17 protein-coding genes are annotated in these 19044 nt (G+C 54.7%); 8 read left to right on the top strand and 9 right to left on the bottom strand.

The features are described from left to right. Positions 1–25 precede the first annotated feature (25 nt). From fecA to OGV50_RS12945, 4 genes are all read right to left on the bottom strand, one after another. Complete coding sequence (fecA, locus tag OGV50_RS12930; RefSeq protein ID WP_047459636.1) at positions 26–2341, bottom strand: TonB-dependent Fe(3+) dicitrate receptor FecA; 2316 nt, start codon at positions 2339–2341, stop codon at positions 26–28. A 97-nt stretch (positions 2342–2438) separates the two neighbouring features. After that, positions 2439–3395, bottom strand: coding sequence for a ferric citrate uptake sigma factor regulator FecR (gene fecR / locus OGV50_RS12935; RefSeq protein WP_115182205.1), 957 nt, complete (start codon positions 3393–3395; stop codon positions 2439–2441). Next, positions 3392–3910, bottom strand: a complete 519-nt coding sequence (fecI, locus tag OGV50_RS12940; RefSeq protein WP_286488579.1) for a ferric citrate uptake sigma factor FecI — start codon at positions 3908–3910, stop codon at positions 3392–3394. Before fecI ends, fecR begins: the two co-directional genes overlap by 4 nt. Before the next feature lie 156 nt (positions 3911–4066). Further along, positions 4067–4348, bottom strand: coding sequence for a YjcB family protein (locus tag OGV50_RS12945; RefSeq protein ID WP_012134601.1), 282 nt, complete (start codon positions 4346–4348; stop codon positions 4067–4069). Positions 4349–4924: 576 nt separating this feature from the next. Between OGV50_RS12945 and pdeC the strand changes: the two genes are divergently transcribed. Beyond that, positions 4925–6511: a cyclic di-3',5'-guanosine monophosphate phosphodiesterase PdeC gene (gene pdeC, locus OGV50_RS12950; RefSeq protein WP_200091055.1), complete on the top strand. Its 1587-nt coding sequence runs from the start codon at positions 4925–4927 to the stop codon at positions 6509–6511. Positions 6512–6513: 2 nt separating this feature from the next. Here pdeC and soxS read toward each other — a convergent pair whose 3' ends face one another. Beyond that, positions 6514–6837, bottom strand: coding sequence for a superoxide response transcriptional regulator SoxS (gene soxS / locus OGV50_RS12955; protein ID WP_012134599.1), 324 nt, complete (start codon positions 6835–6837; stop codon positions 6514–6516). Positions 6838–6923: 86 nt separating this feature from the next. Here soxS and soxR point away from each other — a divergent pair, with 86 nt between their 5' ends. The 5 genes from soxR to OGV50_RS12980 all read left to right on the top strand — a co-directional run bounded on the left by soxR (position 6924) and on the right by OGV50_RS12980 (position 12493). Further along, positions 6924–7382, top strand: a complete 459-nt coding sequence (soxR, locus tag OGV50_RS12960; protein ID WP_049011570.1) for a redox-sensitive transcriptional activator SoxR — start codon at positions 6924–6926, stop codon at positions 7380–7382. A gap of 318 nt (positions 7383–7700) precedes the next feature. Next, positions 7701–8369 (top strand): glutathione S-transferase family protein, encoded by a 669-nt coding sequence (locus OGV50_RS12965; protein ID WP_012134597.1) that lies wholly within the window; start codon positions 7701–7703, stop codon positions 8367–8369. A 325-nt stretch (positions 8370–8694) separates the two neighbouring features. Further along, positions 8695–10044: a guanine/hypoxanthine transporter GhxP gene (gene ghxP, locus OGV50_RS12970; RefSeq protein ID WP_024130830.1), complete on the top strand. Its 1350-nt coding sequence runs from the start codon at positions 8695–8697 to the stop codon at positions 10042–10044. 152 nt (positions 10045–10196) lie between these two features. Further along, complete coding sequence (locus OGV50_RS12975) at positions 10197–11843, top strand: Na+/H+ antiporter (protein WP_012134595.1); 1647 nt, start codon at positions 10197–10199, stop codon at positions 11841–11843. Between the two features lie 155 nt (positions 11844–11998). Continuing rightward, the gene (locus tag OGV50_RS12980) at positions 11999–12493 is read left to right on the top strand and encodes an REP-associated tyrosine transposase (RefSeq protein WP_200091057.1); all 495 of its coding nucleotides are present in this window, start codon (positions 11999–12001) and stop codon (positions 12491–12493) included. Positions 12494–12584: 91 nt separating this feature from the next. Here the strand turns inward: OGV50_RS12980 and OGV50_RS12985 are convergent, their stop codons facing one another. Further along, positions 12585–13472: a LysR family transcriptional regulator gene (locus tag OGV50_RS12985; RefSeq protein ID WP_200091059.1), complete on the bottom strand. Its 888-nt coding sequence runs from the start codon at positions 13470–13472 to the stop codon at positions 12585–12587. 103 nt (positions 13473–13575) lie between these two features. Here OGV50_RS12985 and OGV50_RS12990 point away from each other — a divergent pair, with 103 nt between their 5' ends. Together OGV50_RS12990 and OGV50_RS12995 are read left to right on the top strand one after the other, a co-directional pair. Further along, positions 13576–13986, top strand: coding sequence for a CidA/LrgA family protein (locus OGV50_RS12990; protein WP_012134591.1), 411 nt, complete (start codon positions 13576–13578; stop codon positions 13984–13986). Next, positions 13979–14668, top strand: coding sequence for an LrgB family protein (locus OGV50_RS12995; RefSeq protein ID WP_012134590.1), 690 nt, complete (start codon positions 13979–13981; stop codon positions 14666–14668). Before OGV50_RS12990 ends, OGV50_RS12995 begins: the two co-directional genes overlap by 8 nt. Before the next feature lie 39 nt (positions 14669–14707). Here OGV50_RS12995 and actP read toward each other — a convergent pair whose 3' ends face one another. The 3 genes from actP to acs form a co-directional block, all read right to left on the bottom strand. Further along, complete coding sequence (gene actP, locus OGV50_RS13000) at positions 14708–16357, bottom strand: cation/acetate symporter ActP (RefSeq protein WP_012134589.1); 1650 nt, start codon at positions 16355–16357, stop codon at positions 14708–14710. Further along, positions 16354–16668, bottom strand: coding sequence for a DUF485 domain-containing protein (locus OGV50_RS13005; RefSeq protein ID WP_024130828.1), 315 nt, complete (start codon positions 16666–16668; stop codon positions 16354–16356). The genes actP and OGV50_RS13005 overlap by 4 nt, the downstream gene beginning before the upstream one ends. A 136-nt stretch (positions 16669–16804) precedes the next feature. Next, positions 16805–18763 carry an acetate--CoA ligase gene (gene acs, locus OGV50_RS13010; RefSeq protein ID WP_012134587.1) on the bottom strand — a complete coding sequence of 653 codons (1959 nt, stop codon included), beginning with the start codon at positions 18761–18763 and terminating at the stop codon, positions 16805–16807. Positions 18764–19044: the final 281 nt, after the last annotated feature.

The raw sequence follows: 19044 nt of genomic DNA on the forward strand, positions 1-19044 counted from the left end.
CCGCCACCCGGCAACAAATGAACAATCAGAACTTCAGTGACCCTTGCAGATACAGCGTTCGCGGCTGTCCGGCATAGATGCCTTTGTTGTTGTCGTCATACGAGCGGGTGTAATACTCGTGGTCGAAGATATTCTTCACGCCAAACGCGAGGTTCAGGTTGGCCATCTCGGGGCCGAAGTCATACGCCACGCGCGCGCCCCACAGCATGTAACCCGGAATACGCCCGGTGCTGCCGTCTGCGCTCTCTTTCCCGGTATTGGCGTTGTCGGCAAACTGGCTGGACTGGAAATCGCTGTTCAGGTTGAACGTCCAGTTGCCGGGTTTGTAATCCACGCCCAGCGTCCCTTTATGCTTTGGTGAGAACGGCACCTGATTGCCGTAAGTGTCGCCTTTTTCGCGAATTTCGGCGTTAACGTACGCGTAGTTAGCGTAAACGGCGACATTTTCCAGCGTGGGCGTCATATCGCCGAGATCGTAACGTACCTGCGTTTCCAGCCCGGTATGACGGGTTTTGCCACGGGCGGTGACCGTATCGTTAGTCTGGTTGGAGTCGTACTGATTATTAAAGTTAATCAGGAACAGCCCCATTTCCGCCGTCAGCGCGCCGTTGTCGAATCGGGTTCCGACTTCCCAGGTTCGCGCTTTTTCCGGTTCCACATTGCCGCTTTGCACAGCCTTGCCAATTTGACTGTACTGTACGGTGCCGAACGAGCCTTCAGTGTTGGCATAAAGATTCCAGCTGTCAGTGAGGTGGTAGAGGACGTTAAGCGCCGGAAGCGGGGCGTTGTAGCTCACCTCTTCGTGCGTACCTTTAACGTTGTTGTCCTGGTAGGATTCAATGTGCTCAAAACGCATACCTGGCGTAATGGTCCAGTTGCCGATATCAATTTTGTCATCGAGATACCAGGCGTGAGCTTCGGTCCCTGAACGCGTATCACGGTCATAAGGGCTGGATGTTGACGGCAACTGACCGCTGGTGGTTGCGGTGTAGTAGCGCATTTCATGCGTGGATTCATTGACATAGCGATAGCCTACGCCGACTTCATGCGCAGACGGGCCAATCATAAAGCTCTGGCTGTAGCGTGGTTCAATGCCGCGAACCCAGTAGTAGCGCGGTGAGAGCGTAATGCGTTTTCCTTGCTCTAAATAACCGCTGCGCAGGGTGCGGGTGTAGAAACCCTGAATATTGAATTTGTGCTGGCTGTCGGGCTGGTATTGATATCCCAGACTGGCAAGCTGGCGGCGGCCCCAGAAGCTGTCATACGGGCGCGTGGACTGCCAGCGATCGGCGTCGTAGTCGGCGCGGGACAGGCCGCCGGGCATATCGGCGTGACCGTCATAGTATTGCAGCAGGCTATTGAAGGTGTGTACCTCGTCAGGCGCATATTTGCTTTTCAGCATCACGTCGTCGATACGGGTGTTGCTGTGTTCGCGCCAGTCGCTGCCGCGCGTGCCGGAGTAGAGCAGGGCCGTGCCGAAACCGTTATCCGCCGTTCCGCCTACCATCAGGTTGTGCGTCTCTTTTGGATTGTTTTGCGACGAGGTGGGGCTGAGTTGCCCTTCAACGCCGGCTTCAATACCGAAATCCTGCGGAATCGCGCGGGTCACGAAGTTCACCACGCCGCCCACGCTTTGCGGCCCATAGCGCACCGCGCCGCCGCCGCGCACCACGTCAACGGCATCCATATTGCCCAGAGAGACCGGCGCGAGCGACAGCTGCGGCTGACCGTATGGCGCAAAAGGTACGGGGATGCCGTCCATCAATACCGTCGAGCGGCTGGCCAGGCGTGGATTAAGACCGCGAATACCGAAGTTCATTGCCAGGTCATGGCTGCCGGTGCCGTTGTTTTCCGGGGCGTTGACGCCGGGGATACGGTTCAGCGCTTCGCGCATGGTCGTCGCGCCGGTTTTGGTGAAATCATCCCGACGGATAACGTCACGCGCGCCGGCATGTTCGAACACGTCGTTTTCCCGGGCTTCACCCAGCCAGTCGCCGACTACGGTCAACGAGTCCTCGCTGGCAACCGGGGCGGCTTCCAGCGTCCAGGTGTTATCGCCTAACGATTTTTCCTGTAGGCCGCTCCCCTTTAGCAGCGTGCGCAGGCCATCTTCAAGCGCGTAGTCGCCGTGCAGTCCGTCGCTGTGTTTGCCCCGCGTGAGCGAAGCATCCACTGACATAATAATGCCGCTGCGGGCAGCGTATTGATTAAGTGCTTTGTCTAAGTCTCCGGCGGCAATATCGAACTGCGTGGCAAATGCAGGCAGTGAAGCCAGTCCGGCAAGCGGAAGCAGGCTTAAACGAATCGCCATCACCAGAGGTGCTGTGTTATGAAAGGCCATCACGTCTCCATCATCATTTCTTTATTTGTATTCAGTTATGAAGTCGAACGAGCGGGGCAAAAGGGACAATAAAAATGATAATTTTTTTCGTTATCGTTTAAATGGCGGGAGACAGTGTGACCCAGTAGCGCGTAACAAAATGAATTTTCACAGGAAGCGTTTTCGCGATCGCATTCAGTACGGCATCGGTGTTGCCGAGCGGGAACGTCCCTGTCAGGCGTAATCCGGCAACGGCCGGGTCACAACGCAGTATGCCGTGCCGGTAGCGCGAGAGTGTGGCGATGACGTCGCCCAGAGGTTTGTCGCTGAAACTTAATACGCCCTGCGTCCAGCTTGCAGACTCATCATTCAATGATGCGACGTCGCCAAACTGTGAGGCGCTGAAGCGCACCGTTTCACCTTGCTGAATAACCCGTTTTTGTTGTGGATCTCCGGCGAGAATCGCTTCGACGGCATGTTGGCGGACGCTAAGGACGGTTTCATCGCCGTCCTGGCGTACGGTAAATTCCGTACCCAATGCGGTGAGCTGGCCCTGGCGCGTCTGTACACGAAACGGGCGTTGCAGCGCGTCTTTACCGGTGGTAATGGCGATCTCGCCGTACCAGAGCTGGATCTGGCGCTGGCTACTGTCAAATCGCACGTTAACCGCGCTGTCGGTATTCAGCGAAAGCAACGTGCCATCCTCCAGCGTCTGCTGGCGAGTCTGCCCCCGGGCGGTACGATAATCAGCACGCAGGCCTTCGCCCAACTCCGATCGCCAGAGCTGCCAGCTGCCGCCCGCGCAGACCAGCAACAGCAACCCTTTCAGTACGTGGCGGCGCGTCAGGCGGCTGTCTTTCAGCGTGTGGCTGGCGAGTTTGCCGGGGACGCTGCTCATCTGGCAGCGCAGGTTTTCGACCTGCTGCCAGGCCCATTGATTATCCTGATCTTGTTCATACCACTGCTGCCAGCGCGCTTCCTGCTGGGGGCTTACGCGCTCCCCGCTTAAAACGGCATACCAGTGTGAGGCTGAACGTAGCGCCTGGCGGCGGGCATCGGTGAGGGAGGTTTTCACAGGCCATGCTCCAGGCGGAACAGCAGGCAGTGTTCCGTGGCTTTCGCGATGTACTTTTTCACCGAGCTGACGGAAACATTCAGACGTTGCGCGATGGCGCTGTAGGTCAGCCCGTCAAGCTGAGAAAGCAGGAAGGCCGTTCTCGCTTTGGCGCTCAACCCGTCCAGCATCCTGTCGACAAGTTGCAGCGTTTCGAGATGCGACTGCTTTTCTTCAGCGGAAGGCGCCAGCGTTTCGGGTAACTGCGCAAGCATCTCCAGATACGCTTTTTCCAGCGCATTGCGGCGGAAAAGGTCGATCATCACCCGTTTGGCGACGGTGCAGAGAAACGACTTTGGGTCGCGAATCGCCGTCAGAGATTCACCGTTAATAATACGCAGGAAGGTGTCCTGGGCGACGTCGTCGGCGTCGAACGCCGACTGTAACTTTCGCGCCAGCCAGTGCGTCAGCCAGCCGTGATGCGCGCGATACAGCGATTCAAACGTTAAAGGAGCGCACTGAACTGGAGTCGGCATAGCGGAAAAGTATCAAAAGTTAATCATCACGGCGGGGATGTTAATATGAGAATAGTTCTCATTACAATAAATGATACGGCGATTTTAGCGGGAGAAAGGTTAACTGGCTGTTTTTGAGAGAATAAAAAAGCCTCCGGGCGGAGGCTTATATCAGCATCAGGTCAACACCATCGGCCACTCTGGCGGGGTATGGCTCATGGCTTCCACCATCACGGCTTCGATATTGTTCCAGATTGCGGAGACATCCATCAGAGTGATGCCGAGTAACCCGGTTGCAAACCAGCAGGCCGATACGACGCCAAGGCCGCTACTGATCACCGCGAGTCCGATATAGTCGGATTTACGAAAGCGAATATTGAGCGTGCTGGCTAAAAACATGAGCACAGCGCTCAGCAGTTGCCAGCGGAGAAGAACCACGCCAGTGGTTATGGTAGCCATGAAACATTTCCTCTGAGAATAGCAGGTGCCCTGGACAGCGCGGCGTTGCTCACGGAAGGCGTGGTACACTCTGGCTATCGACGGGCATGACATCGACACTGAATGAAACAACGTTTCTGTTTCATCATTTTTGTGAACTATATCACAATAAATTGTTTGTTAGCCAGTGCAGGGCACCCTTTTTTGTGCGCTTTATAACCACAAATTAAACATGGGTATCTGAAGGGGGCTATACCGGAAGATTATGGGGCTGGTTATTGAAGATGTATTTTTATTACCATTTTATTAGCGCCGGAAAATTAACCAGCCTGGAAATTTAACTTAATTTTTCTGCATTAATCGGAAAAAACCCTGGAAAATTCTTACTCCTTTTGGATTAGAATATTCCCTAATAAAAATAAGCATAACTTTAAGTTTGCCTTACGGGAAAATATTATCGTCATCCGTCAATATCAGACTTTTACCAGGAAAAGTCTGTTGCTAATGTCGCTTAATTCATGCAACGTAATCACCTGTTTGTTATAGCATCCGCCTTGATGATGACAGGCACAGACAATTCAGGGATACAGGGCCGAAATGAATCATAGCGCGCAACGAAAGTTGCTGAGATTCCTTGGAACAATCATGGTGGTATTACTCCCCGTGATGCTGGCGCTATGGTTTGCCCACATGCGGGCGGTGTCTGAAACCCGTAATCAACTGCACTCTTTTGCCGAGCTGGCATTAGAAAAAACGGAACTGGTTGTCCAGCAGGTGGAGCTGGCCCGCGACGCGATACAGCAGTATCAGGGAAAAGCCTGTACTCCTGCGCATCAAAAACGAATGCAGGATATTATTCGTGGTCGTCTGTATATCAGCGAGTTAATTTATGCGCAAGACGATCATTTTTTATGCTCTACGGTAATGGCGACCGCCAGTCCTTATATTATCCCTGCCGCAGATTATAAACGAGAACCAGACGTTTCTATTTATTACTATCGTGATACGCCGTTCTTTGCTGGCTACAAAATGACGTATATGCAAAGAGGACACTATGTCGCGGTAATAAATCCGTTGTCTTACAGCGAGGTGATGTCAGACGATCCCACTCTGGCCTGGGGCGTATATGATACGGTGACGAACTCCTTTTTCTCCGTGAGCGAGCAGGCAAACGTCGAACAATTATTACCGTTGCTGCACCGTGATGAATCTACCTTTCAGCAAAATAATCGCTTCTATACTATTGCCCATTCAGAAAAACGTCCGATCGCGATAATTGTTTCCACTGATAACGCGCGTTTCTATCAGAACCTGTACCATCAGGCGACGTTAACGCTGCCGTTAGGCATTATCTGTAGTATCATTGTGTTATTGATGTGGTCGCGTACGCGCGAGGAATATCATTCACCGCGCCGTTTGTTGCAGCGAGCGATCGATAAACGTCAACTGCGTCTTTATTATCAGCCCATTATTGATATTCAAAATGAAAAATGCGTGGGGGCGGAGGCGCTATTGCGCTGGCCTGGTTTTGAAGGGCAGGTGATGAGCCCGGCAGAGTTTATCCCGCTGGCTGAAAAAGAGGGGATGATTGCGCAGATTACCGATTACGTGGTGGAAGAAGTATTCAACGATCTGGGACATTTTCTCGCCTCGCAACCTCATCTTTATATCTCTATTAATCTCTCCGCTTCTGATTTCCACTCCTCCCGGCTTATCGCGTTAATTGCGGAGAAAGCCCGCCAGCATTCCGTTCTTGCGCAACAAATTAAGGTGGAAGTGACGGAGCGCGGCTTTATTGACGTGCCGAAAACCACACCGGTTATTCAGGCATTTCGTCAGGCGGGTTTTGAAGTGGCGATTGATGATTTTGGAACAGGGTATTCAAACCTGCACAACCTGTATTCATTGAATGTCGATATTCTGAAGATTGATAAATCCTTTATCGATACGCTGACCACCAATAGCACCAGCCATCTGATCGCGGAACATATCATCGAAATGGCGCAAAGTTTACACCTGAAGGCCATTGCCGAAGGTGTGGAAACGGCAGATCAGGTGAACTGGCTGTTCAAGCGCGGCGTTCAGTATTGTCAGGGATGGTATTTTGCGAAGGCGATGCCGCCGCAGGCGTTTATTCAGTGGCTGCAACAGTCGCCCGCACTCCTGATGCAGCGCGGGCAGTAAGGTTACAGACGATGACGGTAGTCGCTGGGCGTGCGGTCAAACTCGCGGCGGAAGACGCGCGAAAATGTCTGTTGCGACACATATCCCAGATCCATCGCGATATCAAAAATGGGGCGCTCGGTCGTTCGTAGCTCTACGGCGGCCAGCAGGAGTCGGCGCTGACGAATATAGTCGCCCAGCGTCTGATGCATCACCGTGCGGAACATCCGCTGTAAATACCACTTCGAGTAACCTGATTTTTTTGCGACCACATCAATGTTCAGCGGTTGGTCGATATGTTCATCAATCCATTCAATAAGGGTCTGAATTATCTGCTGATGGGACATATTGCTGCCTCTTTCTCAGTGTTCGATTCGTCGTTTTGTCTGCGGGCGAGTATAATTCCTCAAGTTAACTTGAGGTAAAGCGATTTATGGAAAAGAAATTACCGCGTATAAAGTCCTTGCTTACGCCGGGTGAGGTGGCGAAACGTAGCGGTGTGGCGGTATCGGCGCTGCACTTTTATGAGAGCAAAGGGCTTATCAGCAGTGTCCGTAACGGCGGCAATCAGCGGCGATATAAGCGCGATGTGCTGCGCTATGTGGCGATCATCAAGATTGCTCAACGTATTGGCATTCCACTGGCGACCATTGGCGAAGCGTTTGGCGTATTGCCTGAGGGGCATACGCTGAGCGCAAAGGAGTGGAAGCAGCTTTCTTCGCAATGGCGCGAGGAGCTGGACAGACGTATTCATACTCTGGTGGCGTTGCGTGATGAGCTGGACGGCTGCATCGGCTGCGGCTGTTTGTCGCGTAGCGATTGCCCGCTGCGCAACCCCGGCGATCAGCTCGGTACGCAGGGAACAGGGGCGCGATTGCTGGAAGATGATTAAATGTCGTTTCGCCGGGACGCGCGTAGGCCGGATAGGCGAGCGCCATATCGCCGCGCATAAAACTAAAGCGCCGCAAGGGCGCTTTAGTTTGTTTCCGGTCTTTGTCTTTCGCTCTATCCCGTTGGTTCACGGGAGGGTTTCCCCCGACATCAACACCCCTCAGTCGAGCACGTGGTGGAGGTTCCGGTTTGTGTTGATACTGTAATTGTATGCCATGCCCGCCCGTTTGCCAGTGTATTGTCTGTTTTTTAGCCGAAATTTTTACGCCATCTCTCGCTCTTTTCTATAGTTAATTTGAATGAAAAACAGGAGACAGCCATGCTGACGGTGCATCATTTGAATCAATCTCGTTCCCAGCGCGTGCTCTGGGCGCTGGAGGAGCTGTCGCTGCCCTACCAGATTGTTCGCTACCAGCGTGAAAAAACCATGCTTGCGCCACCGGCGCTGAAAAAAATCCACCCGCTTGGAAAATCGCCCGTTATTGAAGATAACGGTGAGATCCTCGCCGAATCCGGCGCCATCCTGGAGTATTTGCAGGAAACCTATGACCACGCAGGGCAGTTTAAACCTGCCGATGCCCGGCAAAAACGGCAGTATCGGTTCTGGCTGCATTATGCGGAAGGCTCGTTAATGCCAATGCTGTTAATGAAACTGGTGTTTGTCAGCCTGGGTAAACCGCCGGTGCCATTTGGGTTACGCACGCTGGGCGGCATTCTGGGGCAGGGCGTGCAAAAAGCGTATCTCAACCCGCAACTGGAGACGCATGCGCGCTACATTGATGCGCATCTTGCCGCGCAGCCCTGGTTTGCCGGGGAACATATCAGCATGGCGGATATCCAGATGAGTTTTCCTCTGTTTGCGTTACTGAGCCGAGGCGGAATTAACGACCTGACGCACATTAGCGCCTGGAAGAAGCGCGTAGAGATGCGCCCGGCGTGGCAAAGGGCTATCCAGCAAGGCGGCCCTTTTGAGATCCCTGGCGGATAGACGGATGTGTCAGTCGTCCGCCCGAGAAAAAATGTTATCAGATTGCGCATTGACGATAACGTTTGCGCATCGACTGGCGATTTATTGACCGTGATGAAAAGAAATAAGCAAAAAGCCGCAAAGTTTTGTTGAAAAGCCCCGTATTATCGCTGGATAATCGTTTGCTTTTTTTTACTACCCGTTTTGTATGCGCGGAGTTAAACGTTTGCTTTTTTGCGACACCCCTTATTGTTGCAAACGTAGCACAAGGAGATGACGTTTCGCTGGCAGTGGATTGTCCACCACGCATACTCGACGAAAAATAAACTCTCAGGGGATGTTTTCTATGTCTACGCCTTCAGCGCGTACCGGCGGTTCACTCGACGCCTGGTTTAAAATTTCACACCGTGGAAGCACCGTCCGTCAGGAAGTGGTTGCCGGATTAACGACTTTCCTGGCGATGGTCTACTCCGTTATCGTGGTTCCGGGGATGCTGGGTAAAGCCGGATTCCCGCCTGCCGCCGTATTTGTGGCGACCTGCCTGGTGGCTGGCGTCGGTTCTATTGTTATGGGTCTGTGGGCGAACCTGCCGTTGGCTATCGGTTGCGCCATCTCGTTGACCGCCTTCACCGCGTTTAGCCTGGTGCTGGGTCAGCACATTAGCGTTCCGGTTGCGCTGGGTGCGGTATTCCTGATGGGCGTGCTGTTTACCATCATCTCGGCGACCGGTATCCGTAGCTGGATCCTGCGCAATCTGCCGCATGGCGTGGCGCACGGCACCGGCATCGGTATCGGCCTGTTCCTGTTGCTGATCGCCGCGAATGGCGTGGGTCTGGTGATTAAGAACCCGCTGGACGGTCTGCCGGTCGCGCTGGGTAACTTTGATTCTTTCCCGGTTATCATGTCGCTGATTGGTCTGGCGGTCATTATCGGCCTGGAAAAACTGAAGGTGCCGGGCGGCATTCTGCTGACCATTATTGGTATTTCGGTTGTGGGTTTGATCTTCGATCCATCCGTCCATTTCTCCGGCTTTTTTGCTATGCCGTCTTTAAGTGATGAACACGGCAACTCGCTGATTGGCAGCCTGGATATTATGGGCGCGCTGAACCCGATCGTCCTGCCGAGCGTGCTGGCGCTGGTGATGACCGCTGTTTTCGACGCCACCGGCACGATTCGCGCAGTCGCTGGCCAGGCGAACCTGCTGGATAAAGACGGGCAGATTATCGATGGCGGCAAAGCGCTGACCACCGACTCCCTGAGCAGCGTGTTCTCTGGTCTGGTTGGCGCAGCGCCTGCGGCGGTATACATTGAATCGGCGGCGGGTACGGCGGCAGGCGGTAAAACGGGTCTGACGGCGATCACCGTCGGCGTCCTGTTCCTGCTGATCCTGTTCCTCTCTCCGCTCTCTTATCTGGTTCCGGTCTACGCGACCGCGCCCGCGCTGATGTACGTCGGCCTGCTGATGCTGAGCAACGTGGCGAAAATCGACTTCGCTGACTTTGTGGATGCGATGGCGGGTCTGATCACGGCGGTGTTTATCGTCCTGACCTGCAACATCGTAACCGGCATTATGATTGGTTTTGCTACGCTGGTGATCGGCCGTATTGTGTCGGGCGAATGGCGTAAGCTGAACGTCGGCACCGTGGTGATTGCCGTAGCGCTGGTCGCCTTCTATGCGGGCGGCTGGGCTATCTGATTCCTGGCGTCCTCTAAAAACGGGTGGCTTTTGCCGCCCGTTTTTATTTTCAGGACACATCCCGTTGTCTTTTGCGTTACTCTGAGGAAGATAGAATTGAGGCACGACGCCTCACGTTTTAAAACATAAGAAATATCGCAAACAGGGAACGCATGGAAATCTTCTTCACAATACTCATCATGACCCTTGTGGTCTCGCTGTCGGGGGTATTTACTCGTGTATTGCCCTTCCAGCTTCCTTTACCCCTCATGCAAATCGCCATTGGCGCGCTGCTGGCATGGCCGACGTTTGGTTTGCATGTGGAATTTGACCCTGAACTGTTCCTGGTGCTGTTTATTCCGCCGCTGTTGTTCGCAGACGGCTGGAAAACGCCGACCCGGGAGTTTCTCGAACATGGGCGAGAGATTTTCGGTCTGGCGCTGGCGCTGGTGCTGGTCACGGTGGTCGGAATTGGCTTTATGATTTACTGGCTGGTGCCGGGCATTCCGCTGATACCGGCCTTCGCGCTGGCTGCCGTGCTGTCGCCGACCGATGCGGTTGCGCTTTCCGGCATTGTCGGCGAGGGGCGCATTCCGAAGAAAATTATGGGCATCCTGCAAGGCGAGGCGTTGATGAACGACGCGTCCGGCCTGGTGTCGTTGAAATTTGCCGTCGCTGTGGCGATGGGGACGATGGTGTTTACCGTCGGCGGGGCGACGGTGGAGTTCTTCAAAGTCGCAGTGGGCGGTATTCTGGCGGGCTTTGTCGTCAGTTGGTTATACGGTCGCTCCCTGCGTTTCCTGAGCCGTTGGGGTGGGGATGAACCAGCGACGCAAATCGTCTTGCTGTTCCTGCTGCCGTTCGCCTCCTACCTGATTGCGGAACATATCGGCGTATCCGGCATTCTTGCCGCTGTGGCGGCCGGGATGACCATCACCCGCTCCGGCGTTATGCGTCGCGCGCCGCTGGCGATGCGTCTGCGCGCCAACAGCACCTGGGCGATGCTGGAGTTTGTCTTTAACGGCATGGTCTTTCTGCTGTTGGGTCTGCAACTGCCAGGGATTCTGGAGTCGTCGCTGGTGGCGGCGGAAGCCGATCCCAACGTTGAAACCTGGATGCTGTTCACCGATATCGTGCTGATTTATGCCGCGCTGATGCTGGTGCGCTTTGGTTGGCTGTGGACGATGAAGAACTTCAGTAATCGCTTCCTGAAGAAAAAGCCGATGGAGTTTGGCGCCTGGACGATGCGTGAAGTCCTCATCGCCTCCTTTGCGGGGGTACGCGGGGCGATTACGCTGGCCGGTGTGCTCTCTATCCCGCTATTGTTGCCGGATGGTAACGGCTTCCCGGCGCGCTATGAGCTGGTATTCCTTGCGGCGGGCGTGATTTTGTTCTCGCTGTTTGTAGGGGTCGTGATGCTGCCGATTCTGCTGCAACATCTGGAAGTGGGCGATCACTCACAGCAGCAGAAAGAGGAGCGAATCGCCCGCGCCGCCACGGCGGAAGTGGCGATTGTCGCGATTCAGAAGATGGAAGAGCGTCTGGCGGCAGATACCGAAGAGAACATCGATAACCAGTTGCTCACCGAGGTCAGCTCCCGTGTGATTGGTAACCTGCGTCGCCGCGCCGATGGGCGTAACGATGTGGAAAGCTCAATGCAGGAAGAGAACCTCGAACGGCGCTTCCGCCTGGCGGCGCTACGCTCGGAACGTGCAGAGTTGTACCACCTGCGCGCGACGCGTGAGATAAGTAACGAAACCCTGCAAAAACTGCTGCATGACCTGGATTTGCTGGAAGCATTGTTGATCGAGAATCAGTAAGCACCCGTATCGCCCGGTGGCGCTTCGCTTACCGGGCCTACAGGGGGCGATATTGCCTGGCGGCGCAACAATTTTGCGAGCCGTTTTCCTGAATTTACCTCTGCTCATTGCTGGCTTTCTCCTTTTCCCTCTACGCTCGGAGAAAAGGAGCCAACATGTCCAACTATCGTCGTTATTACATTAATGGTGGAACGTGGTTTTTCACCGTTAATCTTCAGGATCGTAAAAGCGGTCTTCTTACGTCCCATATCCATGCGCTTCGTCATGCCATCGCCAGCGTTAAACAGCGTAAACCTTTTCATATCAACGCCTGGGTTGTATTACCCGAACATATGCATTGTGTATGGACCCTTCCTGAAAACGAGCTCGATTTCTCCTCTCGCTGGCGCGAAATTAAAAAACATTTCTCTAAATCGCTGGGTTTGCGTCAGGTCTGGCAACCTCGATTCTGGGAACACACGATTCGGGATGAATACGATTATCGCCAGCATGTTGATTATAGTTATATCAATCCGGTTAAACATGCCTGGGTTAAACAGGTAAAGGATTGGCCCTTTTCAACATTTCATCGCGATGTTCGCCACGGGATATACCCTGCGGATTGGGCGGGAGAGATTACCGGGCTTAATGTTGGTGAACGCGGTGATTAAATTGCCCGGTGGCGCTTTGCTTACCGGGCCTACAAAATGCATTCCCGTAGGCCGGATAAGGCGCTTGCGCCGCCATCCGGCGAGCGAGGTATTATTCCTGCGTTAACCAGAACCCTTCACAACACGTCAACCACGCCCTGGCGCTGTGGGACAAATAAACGCCTTCGCGCCAGATCATGCCTAACTGCCAGCGTAAATCACTCTCCAGCGGGAGCCAACGCAGGGTTTGTTTATCCAGCCGTTGGCAAATCGGCTCCGGCAAAATCGCAATTCCGATGCCGGCCTGCACCATAGCGGCCAGGAAATCCCACTGACCGCTGCGTACCGCAATACGCGGCTTCACATCATGCTGCTTAAAAAGCCGCATCAACTGGCGATTCAACGCAAAATCTTCGTTGTAGATAAGCAGAGGATGCTCCGCCAGCGCTTCGGGGGAAATCGACTCGCACGCCATCCACTTACCGGAACGCGGCACCAGCACGCATAGCGGGTGGCTGAACAGCGGCAAGGTCGTCAGTCCGCTCTCTTCCTCCACCGGCAGCGCGGTCATCGCCACATCCAGCTCGCCGTTCATTACCGCCTGCTGTACCGTCAAACCGCCAAATTCTGCAATCTTCAGTTCCACACCCGGATAACGCTGGCGAAACAGGCTAATCGGCCCGGCCATCAGCATGCCGACCATTGGCGGGATACCAAGCCGCAGCAGCCCTTTATTGAGATGGTTAATATCGCCCAGCTCTGCTTCCAGCTGGCGAAATTCAGCGAGGATCGCCAGGCCGCGCTCGAACACCACGCGCCCGGTATCCGTCAGCAGCAGACGTCGCCCATCGCGGATCAGCAGCGTGCAATTAAGCTCATCTTCCAGATTCTTCAGCATCTTGCTGATGGTGGGCTGAGTGACAAATAGCTTCTCCGCTGCGCGGGTGAAACTCTGCTGGCGCACCACCTCGACAAAATAACGCAGCGTTCTGATATCCATGATTATTCCTTAAGACTATGCCTGCAATGAGTTTAATTCATTTCAGTAGCGGACGGGCGCTCTCTATACTGGCGTTCCGTTTTATTTTTCAGGACATTCCCTCATGGCTGTGGCGATAAGCCGCGTTACGCCTGCTGTTATGCAACGACTCCAGATACCGGTTCAGGTACTGCTGTATGCAGGTTTATTTGTTTTTGCTCAATATCTTGTTTCATGGCTGCATCTGCCGCTTCCCGCCAATCTGGTTGGGATGGCGCTGATGCTGGCGCTGATTGTCTGTCGGGTGATCCCGCTTAACTGGGTTCGCGCGGGCGCACGCTGGCTGCTGGCGGAAATGCTGCTGTTCTTTGTCCCCGCCGTGGTGGCGGTCGTTAATTATGCGCAACTGCTGTTGATGGACGGCTGGCGCATCTTCGCCGTGATTGCGATCAGCACGCTGATGGTGCTTGGCGCAACCGCATGGGTGGTGGATAACGTGTACCGCTATGAGATGAGCAGGGTAAACCGTGAGTAATTTTCAGCTAAGCGTACTGTGCCTGGTCATCACGCTGGGGATCTATTTCGTCAATAAGCGGCTGTACCGTCGCTTTCGTAAGCTGCCGTTGATGCCGCTGGTGCTCACGCCCGCGCTGTTGGTATTGATACTGGTGTTTGGCCATATCTCCTGGCAGAACTACATTGGCGAATCGCACTGGCTGCTGTGGTTGTTAGGCCCGGCGACCATCGCGTTTGCCGTTCCGGTTTACGATAATCTCGCCATCATTAAACGCCACTGGATGTCGCTGACGGCGGGCGTGGTAACGGCAACCGTGGTGGCGGTTACCAGTTCCGTCTGGCTGGCGCGCCTGTTTACGCTGCCGGATGAGATTCAGCGCAGCCTGGCCGTGCGTTCCGTCACCACGCCATTTGCGCTGGCGGCGGCAGAGCCGCTGGGCGGTCAGCCGGATTTAGTGGCGCTCTTTGTGGTGGTGACCGGCGTGTTCGGGATGGCGGTTGGCGATGCGCTGTTTTTGCGCCTGTCTATTCGTGAAGGAATGGCGAAAGGGGCCGGGTTTGGCGCGGCATCACATGGGGCAGGTACGGCGCGTTCGTATGAACTGGGTCAGCAGGAGGGCGTCGTCGCCAGTCTGGTGATGATGCTGTCCGGTGTGATGATGGTGCTGGCGGCGCCGCTGGTCGCAAAAGTGATGTTCTGATGTTGTCCTCCGACCCGAGGGCCGGAGGAGTGCGCTGAATTAATGCGCGCGGCCTTGCTCAACGCCGTACCCGGTCTGGGAACGGATGAACTGGGCGCGGAACTGCTCACGCTCGCGATTACCTTCCGCAGAATTATCGGTAGCGGAGAAGAACCAGATCCCAATAAAGGCAACGCTGATGGAGAACAGCGCCGGATACTCATACGGGAAGATGGCTTTTTCGTGGCCGAGGATTTGCACCCAAATCGTTGGGCCGAGAACCATCAGCACGACAGCCGTCACCAGGCCTAACCAGCCGCCCATCATCGCGCCGCGCGTGGTCAGCTTCGACCAGTACATGGAGAGCAGGATGATTGGGAAGTTGCAGCTCGCCGCGATAGCAAACGCCAGGCCGACCATGAAGGCGATATTCTGGTTTTCAAACAGCACGCCCAGAATGATGGCAATTACGCCCAGCACCAGTACGGTAATTTTCGATACCCGCAATTCTTCGCGTTCGGTCGCGCCTTTACGAAACACGTTCGCGTACAGGTCGTGAGATACCGCCGATGCGCCTGCCAGCGTCAGACCGGCCACGACCGCCAGGATCGTTGCGAAGGCCACCGCAGAGATAAAGCCGAGGAACAGGTTGCCGCCTACCGCGTTCGCCAGATGAACCGCCGCCATGTTGTTGCCGCCGATTAACGCGCCTGCGGCATCTTTATACTCCGGGTTCGCGCCGACCAGCATGATCGCGCCGAAGCCGATAATAAAGGTCAGGATGTAGAAATAACCCATAAAGCCAGTGGCGTAGAACACGCTTTTACGCGCTTCGCGGGCATCGCTGACGGTAAAGAAACGCATCAGAATGTGCGGTAAGCCTGCCGTACCGAACATCAGGCCCAGGCCTAATGACAGCGCGGAGATCGGGTCATTGACCAGACCGCCAGGGCTCATAATGGCTGAACCTTTCGGGTGTACCGCCATCGCTTCGGTGAACAGGTTGTTGAAGCTGAAGCCGACGTGCTTCATCACCATAAAGGCCATAAAGCTGGCGCCGAACAGCAGCAGTACGGCTTTGATAATCTGTACCCATGTCGTTGCCAGCATGCCGCCGAACAGGACGTACATCATCATCAGAACGCCCACCAGCACGACCGCAATGTGGTAGTTCAGACCGAACAACAGCTCGATCAGTTTACCTGCCCCCACCATCTGGGCGATGAGGTAAAGCGCCACGACCACCAGCGAACCACAGGCAGACAGAATGCGGATCGGCCCCTGTTTCAGTCGGTAAGAGGCGACGTCGGCAAAGGTATAGCGACCCAGGTTACGCAAGCGCTCGGCGATCAGGAACAGAATGATAGGCCAGCCCACCAGGAAGCCGAGTGAATAGATCAGCCCGTCGTAGCCGGAGGTGAACACCAGAGCGGAAATCCCGAGGAACGACGCGGCGGACATATAGTCGCCGGCGATCGCCAGCCCATTCTGGAAGCCGGTAATATTCCCGCCTGCCGTGTAATAGTCGCTGCGTGAACGGACGCGTTTAGAGGCCCAGTAGGTGATGCCGAGCGTAAACACCACGAAAATCAGGAACATGACGATTGCCTGCCAGTTGGTTGGCTGGCGTTCTACTGCACCGCTAATGGCATCCGCTGCGTTTGCAGCGAAGGGTAGTGTGGCGGCAAGCGCCGTCAGGACTCTCTTCATGATGCTTTAACCTCGTGCAGTACGGCGTTGTTAAGACGGTCGAATTCACCATTCGCCCGCCAGATGTAAATACCGGTCAGGATGAAGGAGATCAGAATGACGCCCACCCCAATTGGAATACCCCGGGTGACATTGGTGCCGGCGTGTAGCGGGGTGCCCAGCCAGCCCGGCGCGAAGGCGATCAGTAAAATAAAGCTGATATAAACCGCCAGCATGATGACCGACAGGATGGTGGCAAACCGTTGCCGTTTTTCGACTAACTCCCTGAAACGCGCACTGTCTTCTATCCGTTGATAAATATTGTCATTCATCACAGAGTCTCCAGAGATAAGGTAGGGGGATTTTTTTATTTTGCCGGATGGCGGCTGAAGCCTTATCGAGCCTACAAGCGATGTTGAACCTGTAGGCCCGATAAGCAGCGCGCCATCGGGCATTTCACGGTTAGGGTTATGAAGGCATTGCGATGGCCTGCTTCTCTTCGAGCAGTTTCTCGACCACGCCAGGATCGGCGAGAGTTGAGGTATCGCCCAGATTGCTGGTATCGCCCGCTGCGATTTTGCGCAAAATACGGCGCATGATTTTGCCGGAACGCGTTTTCGGCAGTGAGTCTGTCCAGTGCAGCACGTCCGGTGTTGCCAGCGGGCCAATTTCTTTACGTACCCAGTTGCGTACTTCGGTATACAGCTCCGGCGACGGATCTTCGCCGTGATTCAGCGTGACATAGGCGTAGATGGCCTGGCCTTTGATGTTGTGCGGAATACCGACCACCGCGGCTTCGGCAATCTTCGGATGCGATACCAGCGCGGATTCAATCTCCGCCGTGCCCAGACGATGGCCGGAAACGTTCAGTACGTCATCGACGCGCCCGGTGATCCAGTAGTAACCATCTTCGTCACGACGCGCGCCGTCGCCGCTGAAATACATGTTTTTGAAGGTAGAGAAGTAGGTCTGCTCAAAACGCTCGTGATCGCCGAACAGGGTACGCGCCTGACCCGGCCAGGAGTCGGTAATCACCAGATTGCCTTCGGTCGCCCCTTCCTGCGGGTGGCCTTCGTTATCCACCAGCGCGGGCTGCACGCCAAAGAACGGACGCGTGGCGGAACCGGCTTTCAGTTCAGTCGCGCCGGGCAGCGGCGTGATCATGAATCCACCGGTTTCGGTCTGCCACCAGGTGTCCACTACCGGGCATTTTTCGTTACCGATCTTCTTCCAGTACCATTCCCACGCTTCCGGGTTGATTGGTTCGCCGACGGAACCGAGGATGCGCAGCGAAGAGCGATCGGTGCCTTCAATCGCCTTATCGCCTTCCGCCATCAGAGCGCGAATAGCGGTTGGGGCGGTGTAGAGAATAGTAACCTGGTGCTTATCCACCACCTGCGCCATCCGCGCAGGCGTCGGCCAGTTTGGCACGCCTTCAAACATCAGGGTGGTTGCGCCGCAGGCCAGCGGCCCATACAGCAGGTAGCTGTGCCCGGTCACCCAACCTACGTCTGCGGTGCACCAGTAGATATCGTCCGGGTGATAGTCAAAGACATACTTAAAGGTGGTGGCGGCATAGACCAGATAGCCGCCGGTGGTATGCAGCACGCCTTTTGGCTTGCCGGTTGAACCGGAGGTGTAGAGGATAAACAGCGGATCTTCCGCATTCATCTCTTCCGGCTGATGGTCAGCGCTGGATTTCTCAATCACGTCGCTCCACCACAGATCGCGGCCTTCATGCCAGTCGACTTTCCCGCCAGTACGTTTTAAAACCACCACATGTTCAACGCTGTTCACATTCGGGTTTTTCAGCGCATCATCGACGTTCTTTTTCAGCGGGATGCCGCGTCCGGCACGCACACCTTCATCGGCGGTGATCACCAGACGTGAGCTGGAGTCGATGATTCGCCCGGCAACCGCTTCCGGCGAGAAGCCGCCGAAGATCACCGAATGCACCGCGCCAATGCGCGCGCAGGCCAGCATCGCCACCGCCGCCTCCGGCACCATCGGCATATAAATAGCCACGACGTCGCCTTTCTTAATGCCCAGCTCCAGCAGCGTATTGGCGAAACGACAAACATCGCGATGCAATTCGCGATATGAAATGTGTTTGCTCTGGGTGGCGTCATCGCCTTCCCAGATGATGGCGGTACGGTCGCCGTTTTCTTGCAGATGGCGGTCAAGGCAGTTTGCCGCCAGGTTCAGCGTGCCATCTTCATACCATTTAATCGACACGTTGCCGGGCGCAAAGGAGGTGTTCTTCACTTTTTTATACGGTGTAATCCAGTCGAGAATCTTTCCCTGTTCACCCCAAAAGGTATCTGGCTCGTTAATAGATTGTTGATATTTCGCCTCATACTGCTCCGGGTTTATCAGACAACGATCCGCAATGTTTGCGGGAATAGCGTGTTTATGTATTTGGCTCATGGCTTTTGTTCTCCTTGTAAGATGTTAATAATATGTCTCACAAAAGTTAAATGTAGGGGCTTTGGCAGTTTTGTTTAGTATTTGCGCGGCAGATCACGCAATAACGGAACTGTGCAAATAAACGGCAAAGTGATTTTTGAAGGAATCTCGCAAAAATGGATTAATACCCGCGATAACATGCAGTTACAGGCGAGTTGTTGAAAAAGTGATCCGCGTCGAATGCTAACGAAAGGAGTAGGTTTAAGGAGGGTGGTATAACTCTAAAGTGGTATTTTACATGC

It is taken from the genome of Citrobacter sp. CK180, from assembly GCF_030333655.1.
Taxonomy (GTDB): Bacteria; Pseudomonadota; Gammaproteobacteria; order Enterobacterales; family Enterobacteriaceae; genus Citrobacter_B; species Citrobacter_B koseri.